The organism is Escherichia sp. F1, from assembly GCF_046764225.1.
Taxonomy (GTDB): Bacteria; Pseudomonadota; Gammaproteobacteria; order Enterobacterales; family Enterobacteriaceae; genus Escherichia; species Escherichia coli.
Genome location: NZ_CP177202.1, coordinates 2644038 through 2663930 on the forward strand (window position 1 = coordinate 2644038; position 19893 = coordinate 2663930).

The following is a 19893-nucleotide window of genomic DNA, read 5'->3' on the forward strand; positions in this document are numbered from 1 at the left end:
GCCTTCCCCCTGTATTTAGCGAATTGCTATTTCCGTTTCTGCATCAAAGAAATGACATTTAGTCATATCAAAATGAATAGTGATATTTTCTCCTGCATGATAATCATTTAACGCACCAGCACGGACCACCAGTTCGTGCCCCCCAACCGTGGTGTAGAGCATAAATTCAGCACCGGTTAATTCTGCCACGCTAATTTTGGCGGAAATGTTATTTTCCTCTTGCGCGTCCGGATGAATATCTTCCGGGCGTATTCCCATCACGATGGGCTTATGCAAACTTTCCTGTGTTTTCAGAACCGCTAATTTCTCTTCGGGAATGGTTAATTTAAGCGTTTCAGTAACGAATTTATCGCCATCGATCGTGCCGCGAATAAAATTCATCGCCGGTGATCCAATAAATCCGGCAACAAACATATTCGCCGGTTGGTTATAAACCGTTTTCGGCGCACCTACTTGCTGAACAATCCCATCCTTCATAATCACAATCCGCGTCGCCATGGTCATCGCTTCGGTCTGATCGTGGGTAACGTAGATCATGGTGGTGTTCAGTTTCTGATGCAGCTTGCTGATCTCTGCGCGCATTTGTACGCGCAGCTTGGCATCAAGGTTAGAGAGCGGTTCATCCATTAAAAACACGCCCGCTTCGCGCACAATCGCCCGCCCGAGCGCCACACGCTGGCGTTGCCCGCCAGAAAGCGCCCCCGGCTTGCGTTTCAGGTACTCACGCAGGCCGAGAATTTGCGCCGCCCAGTTCACCCGCTCATCAATCACCTCTTTGGCGATTTTTTGCATCTTCAGGCCAAACGCCATGTTGTCGTAGACCGTCATATGCGGATACAGCGCGTAGTTCTGGAACACCATCGCAATATTGCGCGCTTTGGCTGGAACGTCATTCATTCGTTTGCCGTCGATCAACAGATCGCCGCCGCTGATCTCCTCAAGCCCGGCAATCATGCGCAGGGTGGTCGATTTACCGCAGCCCGACGGGCCGACAAAGACAATGAACTCTTTATCGGCAATTTCCAGGTTGAAGTCCTTCACCACATGCACCTGGTTATCGTAGATTTTTTGAATATGTTGTAACGAAAGCTGAGCCATGTTGATTCCTTTGCTATACGTTTTGCCAGAAGGCCGATAACCGCGGCCAGGTGAGTGATTCCGTTGAGGGCAACAATAATTGCGCCCCGGTTAAGCCTGCGCCGATCCCCACCGAGCGCATACCGCTGGCGTTAATGGCGTCAATGCCCGCCTGCGCATCTTCAATGCCGATACATGCCTGCGGCGGCACGCCCAGTCCGGCACAGGCGGCGAGAAAGATTTCCGGGTCCGGTTTCGAGTTTTTAAGCTGTGAGGCATCCGCGCAGAAGGTGAAAAACTCGCGCAGCTCCAGCGCTGCTAAAATCGTCGGCGCATTCAGGGAGACAGAAGCCAACCCAACCGGAATCTGCTGTGCACGGAGATCTGCCAGCAAATTGCGAATGCCGGGCAGCACAGCATTAACCGTCAGTTCGCGCAGTGAGTGGACGTAGAGCAGATTTTTGCGATACGCCAGTTGCGCCCTCTCCTGCGGGTTAAAGTCGCCCTCTTTGCCCCCGTGTTGCAGAATGCGCCGCAGAGACTCATCGCGGCTGATCCCTTTTAGGGATTCGTTAAACTGCGCATCAATGCTGATGCCAATTTCAGCGGCAATCTGCTGCCACGCCTGGAAATGCAGATGCGCGGTATCGGTGATTACACCATCCAGATCGAAAATTACCCCTTGCAGTTTCATTCATCCTCCAGATGCGTGGTAGCGGTCCCATTGAAGGGCAAAATAAAATCACCCAAACAGAAAACAGATTCTTCAGCCACAGATATAAGCTGCCCGTTCAAACGCAGTGAAACGGGCGCAGAAGTTCGAATCGCAATACGCTGCGCGTCGAGAGTGACCTGTAATTCGCAGCCCTGCCAGAACAGAGGGAAAGACAACTGTTGCCACTGCACAGGTAACGCCGGATTCAAATTTAATTCACCGTCACGCACGCTCACCCCGGCAAAACCCTGAATCGCCCCCAGCCAGATAGCGCCAGTTGCGGCAGCATGGATACCGTCGTCGCAGCTATGCGGGTCAGCACCGAGATCGATTTCAGTCCCCTCCCGCCAGAACTGATAACTTTGCGCCAACAGGCCACAGCGTGCGGCAACAATGCCGTGGATCGCTTTACTCAGTGAAGAGTCGTGAATGGTGCGCGGTTCATAAAATTGCAGATTGGCAAGACACGATGCCGCTGAGTACTGCTCCGGCAGCATGTAATTGAGCATCACCACATCAGCTTGTTTGAGGATCTGCATCTCGTTCACTTCTGCGCGTGAATAATCCAGCAGAATGGTTTGCTTCCCCGCCGCCGCTTTGTATTTCGCCAGATTAATCGCTGGTTTCGCCATAAACGAATCATCCTGCGGCAAAACGCCGTCGGGCTGAATTTCTGGCAGCCGCAGTTCTTTGAGGAATATTTCGGCACGATGAATAAATGCGTCGTCGCTACAACCAAACTGACGAGCGATATTCAGCGCCTGCTGGACGTTGTAATACGCCATATAGCTGGTGAAGGCGTTATTATTGACATGTTCGGTATATTCGTCTGGCCCAATAACATTGTGAATTTCCAGACGATCGTTCACCCCCACAGCGCGGCTAATCCAGAACTTTGCGCTTTCCAGAAGTAGCGCCATACCTTCATGAGCAATGAAACTTTCATCCCCCGTGGTCTGCCAGTATTGAACAACCGCCCAGGCGATATCGGCGACCAGATGATGTTCCGCCTGCGCCGAGGCCACTTTTTGCCGCAGCCCGGTGCGAATGTTAATGGCGGCAAATTCCGGCGTCTCTTCTTCGCCGCTGCGCGCGCTTTCCCACGGAAATAGCGCGCCCTGCCAGCCGTTGCGTCGCGCTTTCTCCTGCGCGCCTGGCAAGTTGTGCCAGCGATAACGCAGTAAACTTCTGGCAATCGTCGGTTCGCTAAACAGATGGAACGGCAGTAAAAATACTTCCGTATCCCAGAAAACGTGGCCTTTGTAGCCTTCCCCGGTCAAACCTTTTGCCGCAATACTGCTGCGCTCGTCGTGAGCAGGCGTCATGATGCGTAGGTGATAAAGCGCATAATCTAACGCTTGCTGATCGTGCGCATCGCCACCGTTTACCGTGATACGACGTTTCTGCCACCATTGACGCCAGTTTTCTGTGGATGCTGCAAGAAGTTGGTCGTAACTCTGCTGTACACACATTTCAAGCTGACGAAGCGACGCACTGCCCCACTCGTCTAAAGCGACGTGCCTGTCATCCCGCCAGTCGATCCACACCAGTTTTTGCAGCGTCAGCGTTTCGCCTGCGTGAAGTTGCGCACTGGTATGTTGCAGCAAGCGGCGCTCTTTGGCGGTATAGCATTGCTGCACATCACCGCTCACCTTACAGCAACAGCTGATGGCCACATCACTGCGCCCATCCTGGGTGGTGTAGATCCCCTGCATCAGATGCTGACCAAATACCCGCACCTGGGTTTCGTCGAGATGTTGGCGACCGTGGTTGGTTTGCGTGGCGTCAATGCCTGTTGAAATCAGCACTAACGCGTCGGCGTCCAGTGGCGTAATAGTGATTTCCAGCGCAATGAGCGGCAGTTGGTCTGCCGAAACAAAGCGACGGCTGACGATGGTGTAACGCGCGCCGTTACTGGTACACCAGACAACGTTGCGGCGTAATTCGCCACTGGCAAAGTCAAGCTCACGCTGCCATGTTTCGCGGGATAACGAGAAAACCTCACCATTTATGGCAATCTCCATCCCCACGACATCAGGCAGGTTCACCAGTTCGTTGATTTCACCCTTACCCGCCCGATGATAAAGCCCTGCCAGATACATGCCGCGCGTCTGGCGCGTGTAATCTTCTTCATGGCTGGCGCGAAGCCCAAGATAGCCGTTCCCCTGCGCCATCAGTGAAGCATATTTGTTCAGGGTATGCTGGCTGAAATGGGGTTCTGATAACGTTACTGGCCTGGTCATAATTCCACACGCGTCCCTGTTTCTGCGGATTGATACAACGCCGCCACCAGTTGCTGGATGATGTATCCCTGCTCGGCGTCGGCTATCATCATGGGCTTGTCCTGTACGTGATTGATAAAGGCTTCCATACTGCGCAGATGACGGTTGTCGTCTGCCATTTCCCGTTGCATCAGCGTCATTAACTCACCGCTGTTATCGGTATAGATATGCGCCGGAAACAGCGTCGCCCCCGCTTTATCGCCACAAAAGCTGACGTTCATAATCGACTGTTCGCGGATGTTGAGTGCAAATGAGGTCTCAAGCCACAGAATGCCGCCGTTATGAAATTCAATGGTGCCAAACAGCGAATCTTCGACGCTGTAGGTTGCCGGGTCCCACTTGCCAAATTGACCGCAGCTCTTTTGTGTGCCGATCTTTTGAAAGCTATGCGCAGTCACGCTTTTCACCGCTGGAAAACCCAGCACATACATCGCCGCATCCAGCATATGAATGCCGATGTCGATAAGCGGGCCACCGCCCTGCAATTCTTTATTGGTAAAGACACCCCAGCCGGGAACACCGCAACGACGCAGGGCGCGGGCGGTGGTAACGTAAATCTCTCCCAAAACGCCGTTGGTCACCTGTTCACGCAGCTGTTGCGTATCGAGCGCAAAACGATGGTGAAAGTCGTAGGCCAGCACCTTGCCCTGTTTGCGCGCGGTATCGCACATTTCCCGCGCCTGTTCTGGCGTCATGGCGGGCGGTTTTTCGCACATCACATGGCAGCCCGCTTCCAGCGCCATCAGGGTATGTTCGTAATGAAAACGGTTAGGTGAGCAGACGCTAACCACATCAGGTTTCACCGCCAGCAGCATGGCCTGCGGATCGTCCCACACGGATGCATTACCGTATTTATCTGCCAGCGCCTGCGCCTGGGAAAGGCGGCTATCACAGACAGCCACCAGTTCCAGATCGTTGCGGGTGCAGTAGTACGAAGCATGAACTTTATCCGCCACCTGGCCCGCGCCTATGATCGCGACCCGCAGCGGAGAGCTTGTCATTGCACTTTTCACAAAGACCTCTTAGCAGGTACGCAACCAGGCCAAAGAATCACGGTACGCCTGGGCAGGATCTTCTGCCCGGATACGCCCTTCGTACACCACATAGCCCTGATAGTTATCCACGCGTAGCTGTTCAAACAGCGCGTGGAAATCCAGGGTGCCGCTGCCCGGCTGGTAGCGATGGTTATCCGCAATATGCACATGACCGAGCAGGTCGCGGTTGTCATGCAGCGCCTGCGCCAGGTTATCTTCTTCGATGTTCATGTGATAGAAATCGCCGATAATCTGTACATGTTTAAGATCGTTTTCGACGATGTAACGACGAGCATCGGCGAGAGTATTGATCATATGATCCTGATAGCGATTTAACGGTTCGAGATACACCACGGTTCCGGTACGCGCGGCTACCTGTTCCAGTACGCGCAGGGAATCACTCACCATTTTGCGGTCGCCGTCCAGGCTGCGCGGCGAGGTCATCGGCGGTAAGCGGAAGGTAAACATGCCCCATGCAGCCGGAACGACGATACCTTTACCGCCCACTTCTGCCAGCGCTTCAAGAATGCGTTCGATCTCTTTTAAGCCATTAAGACGACGCTCTTCGATAAAGTCGCCAATCCAGCCGTCATAGCCACCGCAGGCGGTGGTCACCGGTAAACCGGTTTCTTTGATCGCCGCTTTGACTTCTTCGAGATTGTTGACCAGCAGTTTGCCGTCGATCTCAAAACCATCGAAACCCATCTCTTTGATATAACGAAATTTCTCCAGAATGTTTTCCGGAAAGAACGCCTGATTCTGTGTGCCGATTTTCATTTTTTTCATTCCTTTGAATTAAAACGTAACGCCCATTTTGATGCTCTGTTCCGGATGCTGGTCGACATACTGCATGTAACTTTCCGGGCTATTGGCAAAGGTCACCACCGGGTCGATTAAATCTTCACAATTGAGATAACCGTTCATCAGCAGTTCCCAACAGGTTTCTTCGATACGTTTGCGGCTCCAGCGCGGATAATCCGGGTTCGGCTCGCTGCACGCACGGGAGAAAACAATTTTGGCGTTATTGAAATGCGCTTCGCGTCCGAGGTTAAAACCTTCGGCAAACGGTTTGGCAAACGCGACATACGAGATGGTGCCGCCATAAGCCAGACCTCGTAGCGCCGATTGCAGCGCGTCGGCATAGCCGCTGGTTTCGATAATCACATCGGCACCCTGCTTGCCGGTTAGCGTTTTGATCTCTTTGCCTACGTCAGTGCCAATGGGGTTAAGGCAGAAATCCGCACCGTGGCGACGAGCAATATCACAACGATGGGCAATAGGATCGACGCCAATCACCACCGACGCGCCAGCGCGTTTCGCCAGTTGGATGGCAATTTGACCTATCGCGCCAAGCCCCACCACCACTACAAAATCCCCTACGCGTACGTTGGCATCGCGCACGCCGCTCATGGCAAACTGCGCCGGGTCGTAACAGACGGCGTTTTTCCAGGAGCTGCCTTGCGGCATTTTGCGCAGCTTGTAGTTATTCACTGCGTTAATGATGACCGTCTCGGAGAGCGGGCCGTAGCCGCATACGCTGTCGCCCACCGCGTAGTCGGTAACGTCGCTGCCGCACTCGATAATGTCGCCAACCACCATGTTGCCAAGCTGGAATTTGCCAAACTCAATGCCGCGTGGCGCATCTGCCGGACGCGGGGTGAACATCTGCCATTCGCCGTTAAAGTCTTCATCGATAAACGGGCTGGCGGCGCGGAAGTCGACCACTTCCGTTCCGTGTTTCGGTGCGCCGAAACGCACGCGGATCTTAACTTCATTGGCTAAAATCGCCCGATCTTCATACTCAACCAGCGCAGCAACACGCGGTGCTGTGGCTACTAACTTTTTCATGTAAAACTCCTTGTAAAGAAACTGGCCGCTTTAGCCCTTCACGCCACCGGCGGTCAAACCACTCTTAATAAAACGTTCCGAAAGCGCATACATAATCACCACCGGCAATGCGGTCACCAGTGAGGCCGCCATCATCCGTCCCCAGATGTAATCAGGCGTACTGAACAGCGCGTTCAGGCCCACCGGTAAGGTGAAATTGCTGGCGCTGGAGAGGAAAATCGACGCAAACAGATAGTCGTTCCATGCCACCATAAAGCAGTAGACGAACACGGATATCAGCCCCGACATCGCCAGGGGCACGGTGATACGGAAGATGATTTGCAGACGGTTGAGGCCATCCATCATCGCCGCTTCTTCGATCTCATCAGGGATGGTGTCGAAGTAGCTTTTCAGCATAAACACGGCGGTGGGCAGGGTTTGCGTCACCATGGTAATGATCAGCGCCATCTCGGTGTCGTAAATGCCAAGCGCGGTGATGATTTTGAACAGCGGCACCACCAGCAAAATGCCAGAGAACATATACACCGTGTAAAAGCTGGCGTTGATGGTCATCCGGCCTTTAAAGCGCAGGCGGGAAAGCGAGTAAGCTCCGAGAATGCCGAGAAATACCGCCACCACGGATGAAACCACAGACACCACCATGCTGTTACGGAAGTAGTCGACAAACGGGAAAATCATCGGGTTAAAAATGTCGACGTAATGCTCCAGCGTCCACTGTTGCGGCAGCAGCGTAGGATGCAGCGATATCGCCTCTTTCGCGCTCTTAAACGAGGTCATCAGCATCACAAAAAACGGAAACAGCGTGATGATGAGAAACAGCGCCAGCCCGCAGTAAAAACCGATACGACTGAGTGTGCGTTTATTTGTTGCCATTGAGGTTCACCCGTTTCCTGGTCAGCAGAATGACAGCGAAAATAATGATGAAGAGCACCACCGAGATCGCCGCCGCTTTCCCTAAGTCATTAAAGGCAAAGGCGGTTTTGTAGAGATAGACACCGAGAATATCGACCTTGGTCGTCAGCAGATAAACATCCGCGAACATGTAGAACATCCAGATGGTGCGCAGCGTCACCACCGTCGCCAGGACCGGCATAATCGCGGGCAGCGTGACGATACGAAACCGTTGCCAGGCATTAGCGCCATCCATCTCTGCCGCTTCGTACAACGATTTATCAATGGTCTGCAAAATCGCCAGAAACGAAATAAAGGCATAGGGGAAGTAGCGCCAGATGGCGAACAGCACCACCAGCACAAAGCTACTGCCCGGATTATCGAACCACAGCGGTGCCTGCTCATAGAGATGCAGAAGATCGACGCCGAGGTAGTTCACAATGCCGTAACCGTTGTTGAACATGTATTTCCAGGCGAACACCAGCGAAATAGACGGCGTTACGTAGGAGAGGATCACCAGCGAACGCGCGGTTTTGCGCAGGCGGAACTCGCGGTTGAAAAACATCGCCACGGCCAGCCCGAGCACGGTGCTGCCCGCCACCACCAGCGTGGTATACCAGACCGTCATCCACAGCGAGTGCCAGAAGCCGGGATCGGAGAGAATACGCACGTAGTTGCTTACCCCAACAAACGTTGACTCGATGTTGGGATTGAGCGGCAGACGTAAAAAACTGATTTCGATATTCGACACCATCGGCCACGCCACCAGACCGCCCAGCAGTAATAAGCTGGGCGCGAGAAGCAACAGCGCAAAGGGCATATCGGAACGACCTGAAAAAAGCCTGTTCATTGCGGATTCCTGTCCTGGGTTTAGTGCTGTTCAACCAACTCATCCAGCTTTTTCTGGCTCGTTTGCAGCGTGGTAGAGAGGTCGGCTTTACCCACGGTGACGTTATGCACCATGGAGCTCACCACGCCAGAACCCGTCACATCGCCCATGCGGGTAAAATTTTTATCCCCTACTGCGCCAAAGACCTGAATATTTGGCAGTTCGCTGATTAACTGATTTGGCAGCTCACCCAGCGCCTTAATAACGTCGTTGTCTTTCCAGGTGGCGGTAGTGACAACCGCTTTGTTCACCGGCAGCGCCGCGCCTGGCGACATCATCACCCAGTCGGCAATGTTGTCTGCCTGCTCCATAAAGGTGACAAATTTTTCAGCCGCTTCGGTCTCTTCAGTCTTTTGCCCGGCGGTAATGGTCAGCGAGGTCAACATGCCGTAGACCGCAGAGTTTTTCTCCGTTGGCACCACGAAACCGACGTTTTTCGGATCGCCTTCTTTAATCACAGCCGGAAGGATATAGGTGGAGTAAATCGCCATCGGCGCGGTGCCGTTCATAAAGGCATCTTTCACTTCCATGATGTCGTTAGAACCCGGCATGGTGTTGGCGGCAAGGTCGCGGTAATAGGTCAGCGCCTGCATCATCTCTGGGGTATCAAGGGTGATTTTGCCTTCTGCGTTAAAGACGTTGGCCTGGTTGGATAAGGCAAACTGGGAAAATGATTGTTCCGTCAGCACACTTTCTGCCGTAGGCAGCGCAATACCGTATTTTTTATTCGCTGGATCATTCAGTTTCTGCGCGACATCCAGCAGTTGCTGCCAGTTTTTCGGCTCCTCCAGCCCGGCTTTTGCCAGCACATCTTTGCGATACCAGATGCCGCCAATCCAGGCGCTGACCGGAACACCGGTCCATGCGCTGCCATCTTCGGTGCGCACAATCCGCAGAACGCCATCGTAGAACGCGCCTTCACCCACGTTGCTGATGACCGTGGCAACCGCTTTACGATCGATAAGCTGCTCTTTGTCCATAACTTTGGCGTAGTCATGGCTGGTTTCGATCACTTCCGGCAGCGAGCCGCTACGTGACAGGGTTATGACTTTGGTGTTATAGGCATCTTCTTCCACTGGCACTTGTTTAACGGTGATGCCCGGGTTTTCTTTTTCAAAACGGGCAATCAATTTACTGATAACGGCCTGACGCTCCTGCTCCACCGAAGAATGCATAAATTCGATGGATACATGGGTTTTATTTTCTTCTTTACAGCCTGAAATCAGGGCGCAGGAAACCAGTGCTGATAACAGCACGATTTTTGATTTAATCATGAGATGTTCCTTTTTTATTTAATCCACATAACCTGCCAGGGGCGCAGCGTTATTTCATTACCCAATATATCAACTTCACTAATCAGATCCCGACCGTGCAGATCAGTAATATTTATATGCTGAATATTTTCACTGACATTAAACAATCCTGTCAGACAATTACCATCCGCGTTGTTTCTTTGAATACGCATTACGGATGAATTAACCGTATCGATGGTAAAATCATTATCCGGATGAAACTCGTTATGACTGCAACGAAGTGTAATTAAACGCGACAACTGATGATATACCGCATGCCTTAATGTATCTTCATCGTTCAGTTCTCGGGTTATCTCTTCATTGTGATATTTTTTACGGTTAATCGCACGGTTATATCCCAGTTTTTCGACACCTGCGTAATCATTACGCGAGCCAAGAATACTTTGAATATATATCGCTGGCACACCGGGGAAACTTAACAAAATCGCATGGGCAAGGATAAACCTGGCGCAACGTTCTACATCGCTACTCTCGCGGCGGCTTAACGCATCCATATAGGTCACATTTATTTCATACGGGCTACGCGTACCGTCGGGATTATTTTTCCAGTTTACTAATGCCCCTTCCTGCTGTAATGCCTCGACCAGCGCTAATATTTCGCTTTCGGGTAACAAGCCACGCAGTGGGTTCAGCCCGATGCCATCGTGAGAGGCGAGGAAGTTAAACCAGGTGGTGTTGCTGGAAGGTAGTGTCAGGTTTTGCGCCCACGCACAAAGCGCCTCAACGTTCTGTTTTTGCACCGCATGCAGCACCAGTGGCGGCAGCGAGAACTGGTACACCATATGTGCTTCGTCATCGCCTTCGCCAAAGTAAGCAATGTTGTCTTTATGCGGAACATTGGTCTCGGTAATGATCACTGTACCTGGTGCTACGTCATCAATAATCGACCGTAACAGCTTGATAATCAGATGTGTTTTTTCCAGATGGATGCAGCTTGTTCCCGGCTCTTTCCACATAAAGCCAACGGCATCCAGACGGACGTATTCCGCGCCCTTTTCCAGATAACACAGCAATACATCCACCATCGCCAGCAACACTTCAGGGCTACGGTAATTGAGGTCAATTTGATCGTCGCTAAAGGTGGTCCATAAATGGCGCGTGGAATTATCATCCATTTGAAACGGTGTTAATAGCGGTAACGCACGCGGACGGGTGACGGCGCTGAGATCGGTTTGCGGATCAACAGCAATAAAAAAATCTTCAAAACCTGGCTGCTGTTGTAAATAGTTTTTAAACCATTCACTTTTTGCCGACATATGGTTGCAGACAAAATCAAACATTAAATGACTGCATTCACCGAGTTGCTGAATATCCTGCCACTCCCCCGCTTCACTGGCGACCTGATGATAATCAATTACCGAAAAGCCATCATCAGATGACCATGGATAAAACGGCAACAAATGAACATGTGAAAAAATGCTTTGCAGCCATTGATGGTAAAACTGATTAAATGTGGGTAGTGGTTTTAAATCATTACTGTGAAATTGATCAGCATAGGTAATTAACACGACATCACTTTCATCCCAGTGTTTTTTACGTCGCTGTGTAATTAATCGTTTCGCACTCTCAAGACGCGTTACAAGTTTCTGTAAATGAGTTGCGGTAAATGTTCCACCGTAGATTTCGTCCAGGTAATCCGTAATTTTCTGTTTCATGTTGCCTTTCCGTGGTAGCGGTCCCATGAAACGAGAGACTACTCCGCAGAAAATAAACTGTCAATTGAGCACAAGGGTTTTAGTCACGCAGGAAATCATTTTTTACCAGGGAAAAAGCGTATTTGTGAGCTGACGCAAATAATCTATGGGGATGTAAATAAGGTGTGACAGAAAAAGTAAACGGCGCATAAGCGCCGCTTAGGGTGGATTCTTTTAACCTTTGACCTTCGGCATTGCGATGTCTTTCAGGCCACCGGCGTTCTCAACGTGGGTATATCCCATCTCGCTAAGGATCTCTTTTGCCTGCCCTGACTGGCGTCCGGCATTGCAATACACTTTCACGGTGTCGTTTTTATCCGGAACGGCGGTGGCAATGCGCTCTTTTACTTCCTTCAGGGGAATATTGATGGCCCCCTGAACGTGCTCTTGCTGATACTGCTCAGGAACACGAACATCGATCCAGTGTTCAGCGGCGAAAACGGGCAGTGAAAACACCAGTGTCAGAGCAAGTAAGCCTTTTTTAAACATGTAAGCGTCCTTCTATGGATGAAAATTGCCATCCATAATATGCCTTAGCTTTAACAATTTTTGCGAAACTCCCCTCACCTTTTATAACGCTGCGCCAGTTTATTGGCAGCCCGACTTAACAGCGGTTCCAGCGCCACGGCCAGCAACATTTTCAGTGGTCGGCGAGCAACTGATTTTATCGCCCAGCCAGCTACACCCGCCGGGCCATAGCGCAGTGCGGTAAGAAGTACCAGCTTGCCTGCTAATTTGAAACCAGGCTTCACCTTTTGCCCGGCCTGTTGCCAGCGAGTATTCATAACTTTCCTCACAGTTGACGGAAACGGCTACGTAACGTGAAAGTATCGGAAGTGACATAACGTTCCATCTCGCGTAAACGCGTTTCACTTGCCGCCAGTTCACGGTCGACTTCATCCAGCAATTCGCTGCTGGAAGGTAGCTGCTCACCAAAGGCCATGTTGTCCGGCATTGGATCAAGCGCAAATGACAAAATGATGTAAGCAACCAGGGTAAACAGCGCCAGACCGAAGAAAATCGACAGCACCACCAGGATACGCACCAGTTTTACTGGTACATCAAAATAGTTGGCAATCCCGGCGCAGACGCCGCGTACCATGCCCCGCTGTGGAATACGCCATAATTTTTTATTGAGATTAATGCCCGCCATTAGCGATCCCTCCAGTTCGGATGTTCTGCATCAAGAATGGATTCCAGCGCCTGAATACGTTCGCGCATCCGTTTTGCTTCATCAGCCAGTTGCGCTAATCGCTGCTGCTCACTTTGCGACAATTCACTGCGACCAGAACGATTGCTGTAATGCAGCCATAACCAGATCGGTAAAACAAACAGCACAAAAATGGTTAACGGAATAGCCAGAAATAGCGCGCTCATAAGGACTCCTTAGACGATGAGCGGCGGCGCGTTCGGACGCCGCCTGGATGTTATTATTGATTGTCTTGCTTCATTTTGGCTTTTAATTGTGCCAATTGTTCGCTGATTGCATCATCGGCTTTCAGTTCGGCAAACTGATCGTCCAGCGATTTTTGTTTACCGAAGCTGTGGCTTTCTGCTTCCGCTTCCATCTGGTCAATTCGACGTTCGAAAGATTCGAAACGAGCCATTGCTTCATCCAGTTTGCCACTGTCCAGCTGACGACGCACATCGCGCGACGAGTTTGCCGCCTGATGGCGTAACATCAATGCCTGCTGGCGAGCGCGTGTTTCGCTCAATTTGTTTTCCAGCTCGCCGATCTCTTTCTTCATGCGTGCCAGCGTATCGTCCACCAGCGTCACTTCATGTTCCAGGCTCTTAATCAGATCGGTCAGTTTCTGTTTTTCAATTAACGCCGCACGCGCCAGATCCTCTCTCTCTTTCAGCAGCGCCAGTTCGGCTTTTTCCTGCCATTCAACTTCACGCGCCGACGCTTGTTCAATACGGCGAGTCAGCTGTTTCTTTTCTGCCAGCGCACGCGCCGAAGTAGAACGCACTTCAACCAATGTATCTTCCATCTCCTGGATCATCAGACGCACCAGTTTCTGTGGATCTTCCGCTTTCTCTAACAGAGCGTTGATGTTGGCATTCACGATGTCGGCAAAGCGAGAAAAAATACCCATAATGTTGTCCTCTTGATTTCTGCGTTCAGGATTGTCCTGCTGAACTATTAATACAATTTGCGTGCCAATTTTTTATCTTTTTGATTTATAAAGATCTGATTGAAGAATCAACAGCAACATGCCAGGATGAGTTAGCGAATTACACTAACAAGTGGCGAATTTCATCATGGCAGAATACAAAGATAATTTACTCGGTGAGGCGAACAGCTTTCTCGAAGTGCTGGAACAGGTTTCGCATCTCGCACCGCTGGACAAACCGGTGCTCATCATCGGCGAGCGCGGCACAGGTAAAGAGCTGATTGCCAGCCGTCTGCATTATCTCTCCTCCCGTTGGCAAGGGCCGTTTATTTCCCTTAACTGCGCGGCGTTAAATGAAAATCTGCTGGATTCCGAACTGTTTGGTCACGAAGCGGGCGCGTTTACCGGTGCGCAAAAACGTCATCCAGGGAGATTTGAACGTGCCGACGGCGGTACGCTATTTCTTGATGAACTCGCTACGGCACCGATGATGGTGCAGGAGAAATTATTGCGCGTGATTGAGTACGGTGAACTGGAGCGCGTTGGCGGCAGCCAGCCATTGCAGGTGAATGTGCGGTTGGTATGCGCGACGAATGCCGATCTCCCGGTGATGGTCAATGAAGGTACTTTTCGCGCTGACCTGCTCGACCGGCTGGCTTTCGATGTAGTGCAACTGCCGCCCCTGCGCGAGCGCGAAAGCGACATTATGCTGATGGCAGAACACTTTGCCATTCAGATGTGTCGGGAAATCAAGCTGCCTCTGTTCCCGGGGTTTACGGAGCGCGCCAGAGAAACATTGCTGAATTATCGTTGGCCGGGAAATATTCGTGAATTGAAAAACGTGGTGGAACGTTCAGTGTATCGCCACGGTACCAGCGATTATCCGCTTGATGACATCATTATTGATCCCTTTAAACGGCGTCCGCCTGAAGACGCTATCGCCGTTTCAGAAACCACCTCGCTTCCAACACTGCCGCTGGATTTACGTGAGTTTCAGATGCAGCAGGAAAAAGAGTTGCTGCAACTCAGTTTGCAACAAGGGAAATATAACCAGAAGCGCGCGGCTGAATTACTGGGGTTAACCTATCATCAGTTCCGCGCGTTGTTGAAAAAGCACCAGATTTAGCGAAGTTGGGCAATACAACTTGCCGGATGCGGCGTGAACGCCTTATCCGGCATACATAATCAATACGTTGTTTGCAGGCCTGATAAGCGCAGCGCATCAGACATTATTGCGTTGGGCTATTAATCGCTCAGCGCATCCTGCAAAATTTTCATTGCCTCATCGAATTGCGCATCCGGGATGGTCAGCGGATACAGGAAACGAATCACGTTGCCGTATGCGCCACAGGTCAGCAGAAGCAGCCCCTGCGCCAGCGCGCGTTGCTGGATTTTCTGTGCAATCGCCGCTGACGGCTCGCCCGTTTGCGGATCGTTAAACTCTGCCGCAATCATAGACCCCAGACCGCGTACCGCCGCGATGGCCGGAACGCTTTCTTTGGCATCAATCAACGTGTTTGTCAGGCGCTGGCCCAGTTGATTCGCGCGTTCACAGAGTGATTCTTTGTCGATAATGTTGAGCACAGCGTGCGCGGCAGCCACCGCCAGCGGGTTCCCGGCGTAGGTGCCACCCAACCCGCCCGGCGCGGGCGCGTCCATAATATTCGCGTTACCGACCACGCCCGAAAGCGGCATCCCGCCCGCGAGGCTTTTCGCCATCGTCATTAAGTCCGGCTTATCGGCGTAGTGATCCATGGCAAAAAGTTTTCCGGTACGCGCAAAGCCGCTTTGCACTTCATCGGCAATCATCACAATGCCGTGCTCGTCGCACAGACGGCGAATGGCAGCAACCAGCTCTTTTGGTGCAACGTTGAAACCGCCTTCGCCCTGCACCGGTTCGAAAATAATCGCCGCCACCTGCTTCGCTTCAATGTCCGATTTAAACAAGAGTTCGATGGCGTCGAGGGAGTCCTGCGTTGAAACGCCATGTAAATCTGACGGATAAGGTACGTGATACACCGAACCGGGGAACGGGCCGAAGCCGATTTTGTACGGCGCGACCTTTCCGGTCAGCGCCATGGTCATATATGTACGACCGTGGAAGCCGCCGCTAAACGCAATCACGCCAGGGCGTCCGGTATGGGCGCGGGCGATTTTCACCGCGTTCTCAACCGCTTCCGCACCGGTGGTGAAGAACGCAGTTTTAGCCTGCCCGCTCACCGGGGCAAGGGCGTTAATTTTCTCCGCCAGGGTGACGTAGCTTTCGTACGGCACAATCTGATACGCCGTGTGGGTAAACTGTTGCAATTGCTGCTCCACCGCCGCGACCAGATCAGGGTGGCGATGCCCGGTATTCAGCACCGCAATGCCTGCGGCGAAATCGATATATTCGTTGCCCTCTACGTCCTTCAGCGTGGCGTTTTCTGCCGACTGGGCGAAGAAGTTACACATCACGCCAACCCCGCGTGGGGTAGCAGAAAGACGACGCTGATGGAATTCATTGTTGCTCATGTTTCACACCTTTTGACTCTTCACTGTTAATCGGAAATTAAACGCCCAGACGATCGCGCAGGCTGTAATAAGCCGCGCCCATCGCGGTAAATGGCACGCGCAGCGTGCGCCCGCCGGGGAACGGGTAATGCGGCAGATTGGCGAAGGCATCGAAACGTTCGGCGTCGCCGCGCAGCAGTTCGGCAATCAAACGCCCGGCAAGATGGGTACAGGTGACGCCGTGGCCGCTGTAACCCTGCATGTAATAGATGTTGGTATCAAGGCGACCGAACTGCGGCATGCGCGACAAGGTCAGCAGGAAGTTGCCCGTCCAGCGGTAATCAATTTTCACGCCCTTCAGCTGCGGGAAGGTTTTCAGCAGTTTCGGCACCACAAGGCGCTCAACGTCATCCGGGTCGCGCGCGCCGTAGACCACGCCGCCGCCGTACAGCAGGCGGTTATCGGCGGTAAGACGGTAGTAATCAAGCAGATAGTTACAGTCTTCAACGCAGTAGTTTTTCGGGATCAGCGAACGGGCTAAATCTTCCGACAGCCGCTCGGTGGTGATCACCTGCGTGCCGCACGGCATGCTGCGTTTCGCTAGTTCCGGCTCTACTTTATCGCCCAGATACGCATTCCCGGCGACAATCACATACTTCGCCGTCACCTGACCATTGGCAGTCCGCACCACGGCTGGCGTGGTGTGCTGGATCTGCGTCACGGCGGAAAGCTCATACACGCGCCCTCCGTTCAGGCGGATGGCATCGGCTTCACCAATGGCGAGGTTTAGCGGGTGAATATGCCCACCGCTGTGATCCAGCAGCGCACCAGTGTAGCGATCGCTGGCGACCTCGCGGCGAATAGCGTTGGCGTCCAGCAGCTCCAGCTGTTTATTGCCGTAGCGTTCCCAGTTCTCTTTCTGCTCTTCGAGTGTGGCGAGTTGTTTATCATTCATCGCCACAAACAGACCGCCGGGGCGATAGTCGCAGTCAATCTGATAACGTTTGATACGTTCGCGGATGATCTCGCCACCCTCGAACATCATGCTGCCGAGCATACGGGCGGTGTCCATGCCGTAGCTTTTTTCGATCACGTCGATGTCGCGGCTGTAGGAGTTCACAAGCTGCCCGCCGTTGCGTCCGCTTGCGCCGAAGCCGATGCGTGAGGCTTCAAGAACCACCACGTCAAAGCCCGCTTCCGCCAGATGCAGCGCGGAGGAAAGCCCGGTATAGCCGCCGCCAACCACGCAAACATCGCAGGAAATCGACTCATTCAGTGTGTCGAATGGCGCGTATTTATTCGCACTGGCGGCGTAATAACTGCTGGTATGTTCGGTCATTTCAGGCCTCCAGGCTTATCCAGATAGTTTTCAGTTCAGTGAATTTTTCAAGGGCGTGCAGGGATTTGTCGCGACCGTTGCCGCTCTGCTTATAGCCGCCAAACGGCACGGTCATATCGCCGTCGTTGTAGTTATTGACAAAGACGGAACCGGCTTTCAGGCGACGGCTCATGCGGTGCGCGCGGGAGAGGTCGCGCGTCCATACCGCCGCGCCGAGGCCGTACTGGCTGTCGTTAGCAAGCTGAAGCGCCTGATCTTCTGATGTGAAACGCGTGACCACCAACACCGGGCCGAAAATCTCTTCGCGGCTTAAGGACGCATTCGGGTCTACGTCTACAAAGATCGTCGGGCCGATGGCGGCAGCCAGCTCGGCGTTACGGCCATCCAGCAGCAGTTGCCCTTTGCTTTCGCCTTCACGAATAAAGCTATGGACCGAGTCGGCGTGGGCGCAGTCGATTAAGGTGCCCATGGTGGTTGCGGGATCAAGCGGATGGCCCGGCTGCCAGTTTTGCGCCTGCTGTTTTAACAGGGCTAAGAATTCATCGGCGATGCTCTCTTCCAGCAACAAACGCGTTCCGGCGATGCACACCTGGCCCTGGTTGTAGAAAATGCCTGCGGCGGTGGCGCTTGCCGCCTGTTGCAAATCCGGGCAGTCGGCGAAAACGATGTTGGCGCTTTTGCCCCCCGCTTCCAGCCAGACGCGTTTCATGTTGCTATCGCCCGCATCTTTCAGCAGCTGTTTCCCGGTACGGGTCGAACCGGTAAAGGCAATGGCGTCGATATCGTTATGGCGCGAAAGCGCCTGCCCGGCTTCATGACCAAAACCCGTCACCACGTTCAACACGCCATCCGGCAGACCTGCTTCTTTCGCCAGCCCGGCGAGACGAATCGCACTGAGCGGTGATTTTTCAGACGGTTTTAGAATCACGCTGTTTCCCGCCGCCAGCGCCGGGCCGAGTTTCCAGCAAGTCAGCAGCAGCGGGAAGTTCCACGGCACGATGGCGGCAATCACGCCGACCGGTTCACGCACGATCATCGCCAGCTCATGGCTACTGGTGGTCGCCACTTCGCCATACACTTTGTCGATAGCCTCGGCGTACCAGCGAATGGCGCGCGCCGCGCCGGGAATATCATCACGCAGGCTGTGACGAATCGGTTTGCCGGTGTCGAGCGTTTCCAGCAGTGCCAGCTCTTCGGCGTTGGCTTCCATTAAATCAGCGAGTTTATTCAGTACCGCTTTACGTTTTGCCGGAGAAGAGAGTGACCAGTCGCCGCGTTCAAATACGCCGCGTGCTGCGCTCACCGCACGGTCGATATCGACGCTCTTGCCGCGGGCAATTTTCGCCAGCGGTGCCTGGGTGACCGGATCAACGGTTTCAAAAGTTTCATTTTCCGCCGCAGCAGTATATTCACCGTTAATAAATAAGCGGGTTTCAATGGCGAGACTTAACGCTTTATCCTGCCAGTAAGCCAGATGATGAAAATTCATTATGACTCCTGTTTCACGTCTATCAGATATATGCAGTTTGTGAACGTCAGGGCGCAGAGAGCCCCGGGCCGTATGCCCGTTTATTTCTGGCGACATTCTTTATAGATTGCCGGGCGCATTGCGCTTACCCGGCTTACAGAACAAAAAGATTAAAACGTGGTGGGCGTATGGGCGCTGATAATTCGGCAAATACCTGCCGACGTATTACTGAAGCTGTGCGGGATGCCGGTATTAATGGCATAACTTTGCCCCGCGACGAGATGATAATCCTGACCATTAATCGTCAGAACAATTTCACCTTCCAGTACAGTGCCTATTTCCTCACCCTGATGCTTAATTCTTTCCCCAGTGGTTGTGCCCGGCTGGTACGTTTCAAAGATCATCGCCAGCGTGCGATTCGGGTTACCGTTATGAACCAGCTTCATTGACACACCCTGACTGCCCATCTCAATTAAGTCGTCCTGATTAATGACGACCTGCGGCTCATCAGGTTTTTCCGGCTCGGAAAAGAATTCCGAGAGTGACAGACCATACACCTTCAGCAGCTTTTGCAGCGTACTGATGGCAGGGCTGACTTTATCTTGTTCTATCGTACTGATAGCACTGTGAGTCAGCCCGGAGAGTTCGGCGGCACGACGTTGTGAAAGCCCCTGCTGCTGGCGGATTTCCGACAAGCGTTTTCCTGGCGCCAGTCCCTCATCACTCATATTTGCAT

At 52.6% G+C, this 19893-nt stretch carries 20 protein-coding genes; 1 reads left to right on the forward strand and 19 read right to left on the reverse strand.

Annotated elements, in window-relative coordinates:
- Positions 1 to 15: 15 nt before the first annotated feature.
- From ACK8NJ_RS12790 to pspA, 15 genes are all read right to left on the reverse strand, one after another.
- Positions 16 to 1098, reverse strand: coding sequence for an ABC transporter ATP-binding protein (locus tag ACK8NJ_RS12790; RefSeq protein ID WP_000057972.1), 1083 nt, complete (start codon positions 1096 to 1098; stop codon positions 16 to 18).
- Positions 1099 to 1111: 13 nt separating this feature from the next.
- Entirely contained in the window at positions 1112 to 1771 is a 660-nt protein-coding gene (gene pgmB / locus ACK8NJ_RS12795) for a beta-phosphoglucomutase (RefSeq protein ID WP_000775778.1), read from the reverse strand.
- The gene (gene ycjT / locus ACK8NJ_RS12800) at positions 1768 to 4035 is read right to left on the reverse strand and encodes a kojibiose phosphorylase (RefSeq protein WP_411961679.1); all 2268 of its coding nucleotides are present in this window, start codon (positions 4033 to 4035) and stop codon (positions 1768 to 1770) included. Before ycjT ends, pgmB begins: the two co-directional genes overlap by 4 nt.
- On the reverse strand, positions 4032 to 5087 hold the full coding sequence (locus tag ACK8NJ_RS12805; protein ID WP_411961680.1) for a Gfo/Idh/MocA family protein: 1056 nt from the start codon (positions 5085 to 5087) through the stop codon (positions 4032 to 4034). Before ACK8NJ_RS12805 ends, ycjT begins: the two co-directional genes overlap by 4 nt.
- Positions 5088 to 5096: 9 nt before the next feature.
- Positions 5097 to 5885: a sugar phosphate isomerase/epimerase family protein gene (locus ACK8NJ_RS12810; protein ID WP_411961681.1), complete on the reverse strand. Its 789-nt coding sequence runs from the start codon at positions 5883 to 5885 to the stop codon at positions 5097 to 5099.
- An 18-nt stretch (positions 5886 to 5903) separates the two neighbouring features.
- Positions 5904 to 6956: a zinc-dependent alcohol dehydrogenase gene (locus ACK8NJ_RS12815; protein ID WP_000737347.1), complete on the reverse strand. Its 1053-nt coding sequence runs from the start codon at positions 6954 to 6956 to the stop codon at positions 5904 to 5906.
- A 30-nt stretch (positions 6957 to 6986) separates the two neighbouring features.
- On the reverse strand, positions 6987 to 7829 hold the full coding sequence (locus ACK8NJ_RS12820; protein ID WP_411961682.1) for a carbohydrate ABC transporter permease: 843 nt from the start codon (positions 7827 to 7829) through the stop codon (positions 6987 to 6989).
- Positions 7816 to 8697 (reverse strand): carbohydrate ABC transporter permease, encoded by an 882-nt coding sequence (locus tag ACK8NJ_RS12825; protein WP_001080798.1) that lies wholly within the window; start codon positions 8695 to 8697, stop codon positions 7816 to 7818. Before ACK8NJ_RS12825 ends, ACK8NJ_RS12820 begins: the two co-directional genes overlap by 14 nt.
- A gap of 20 nt (positions 8698 to 8717) precedes the next feature.
- Positions 8718 to 10010 carry an ABC transporter substrate-binding protein gene (locus tag ACK8NJ_RS12830; RefSeq protein WP_033869986.1) on the reverse strand — a complete coding sequence of 431 codons (1293 nt, stop codon included), beginning with the start codon at positions 10008 to 10010 and terminating at the stop codon, positions 8718 to 8720.
- 14 nt (positions 10011 to 10024) lie between these two features.
- Entirely contained in the window at positions 10025 to 11704 is a 1680-nt protein-coding gene (gene ycjM, locus ACK8NJ_RS12835) for a glucosylglycerate phosphorylase (RefSeq protein WP_001559031.1), read from the reverse strand.
- A 213-nt stretch (positions 11705 to 11917) separates the two neighbouring features.
- On the reverse strand, positions 11918 to 12232 hold the full coding sequence (gene pspE, locus ACK8NJ_RS12840; RefSeq protein WP_000473128.1) for a thiosulfate sulfurtransferase PspE: 315 nt from the start codon (positions 12230 to 12232) through the stop codon (positions 11918 to 11920).
- Positions 12233 to 12306: 74 nt separating this feature from the next.
- On the reverse strand, positions 12307 to 12528 hold the full coding sequence (gene pspD, locus ACK8NJ_RS12845) for a phage shock protein PspD (protein ID WP_001295585.1): 222 nt from the start codon (positions 12526 to 12528) through the stop codon (positions 12307 to 12309).
- A gap of 8 nt (positions 12529 to 12536) precedes the next feature.
- Entirely contained in the window at positions 12537 to 12896 is a 360-nt protein-coding gene (gene pspC, locus ACK8NJ_RS12850; protein WP_000907396.1) for an envelope stress response membrane protein PspC, read from the reverse strand.
- Positions 12896 to 13120: an envelope stress response membrane protein PspB gene (gene pspB, locus ACK8NJ_RS12855; protein WP_001274963.1), complete on the reverse strand. Its 225-nt coding sequence runs from the start codon at positions 13118 to 13120 to the stop codon at positions 12896 to 12898. Before pspB ends, pspC begins: the two co-directional genes overlap by 1 nt.
- Positions 13121 to 13173: 53 nt before the next feature.
- Positions 13174 to 13842 carry a phage shock protein PspA gene (gene pspA / locus ACK8NJ_RS12860; protein WP_000511025.1) on the reverse strand — a complete coding sequence of 223 codons (669 nt, stop codon included), beginning with the start codon at positions 13840 to 13842 and terminating at the stop codon, positions 13174 to 13176.
- A gap of 166 nt (positions 13843 to 14008) precedes the next feature.
- Here pspA and pspF point away from each other — a divergent pair, with 166 nt between their 5' ends.
- The gene (gene pspF / locus ACK8NJ_RS12865) at positions 14009 to 14986 is read left to right on the forward strand and encodes a phage shock protein operon transcriptional activator (protein ID WP_001345599.1); all 978 of its coding nucleotides are present in this window, start codon (positions 14009 to 14011) and stop codon (positions 14984 to 14986) included.
- 119 nt (positions 14987 to 15105) lie between these two features.
- Here pspF and puuE read toward each other — a convergent pair whose 3' ends face one another.
- The 4 genes from puuE to puuR form a co-directional block, all read right to left on the reverse strand.
- The gene (gene puuE, locus ACK8NJ_RS12870) at positions 15106 to 16371 is read right to left on the reverse strand and encodes a 4-aminobutyrate transaminase (RefSeq protein ID WP_328116146.1); all 1266 of its coding nucleotides are present in this window, start codon (positions 16369 to 16371) and stop codon (positions 15106 to 15108) included.
- A gap of 37 nt (positions 16372 to 16408) precedes the next feature.
- On the reverse strand, positions 16409 to 17689 hold the full coding sequence (gene puuB, locus ACK8NJ_RS12875; protein ID WP_000134848.1) for a gamma-glutamylputrescine oxidase: 1281 nt from the start codon (positions 17687 to 17689) through the stop codon (positions 16409 to 16411).
- Position 17690: 1 nt separating this feature from the next.
- Positions 17691 to 19178, reverse strand: a complete 1488-nt coding sequence (gene puuC / locus ACK8NJ_RS12880; protein WP_085008017.1) for an aldehyde dehydrogenase PuuC — start codon at positions 19176 to 19178, stop codon at positions 17691 to 17693.
- A gap of 149 nt (positions 19179 to 19327) precedes the next feature.
- The gene (gene puuR, locus ACK8NJ_RS12885) at positions 19328 to 19885 is read right to left on the reverse strand and encodes an HTH-type transcriptional regulator PuuR (RefSeq protein ID WP_001278727.1); all 558 of its coding nucleotides are present in this window, start codon (positions 19883 to 19885) and stop codon (positions 19328 to 19330) included.
- Positions 19886 to 19893 lie beyond the last annotated feature (8 nt).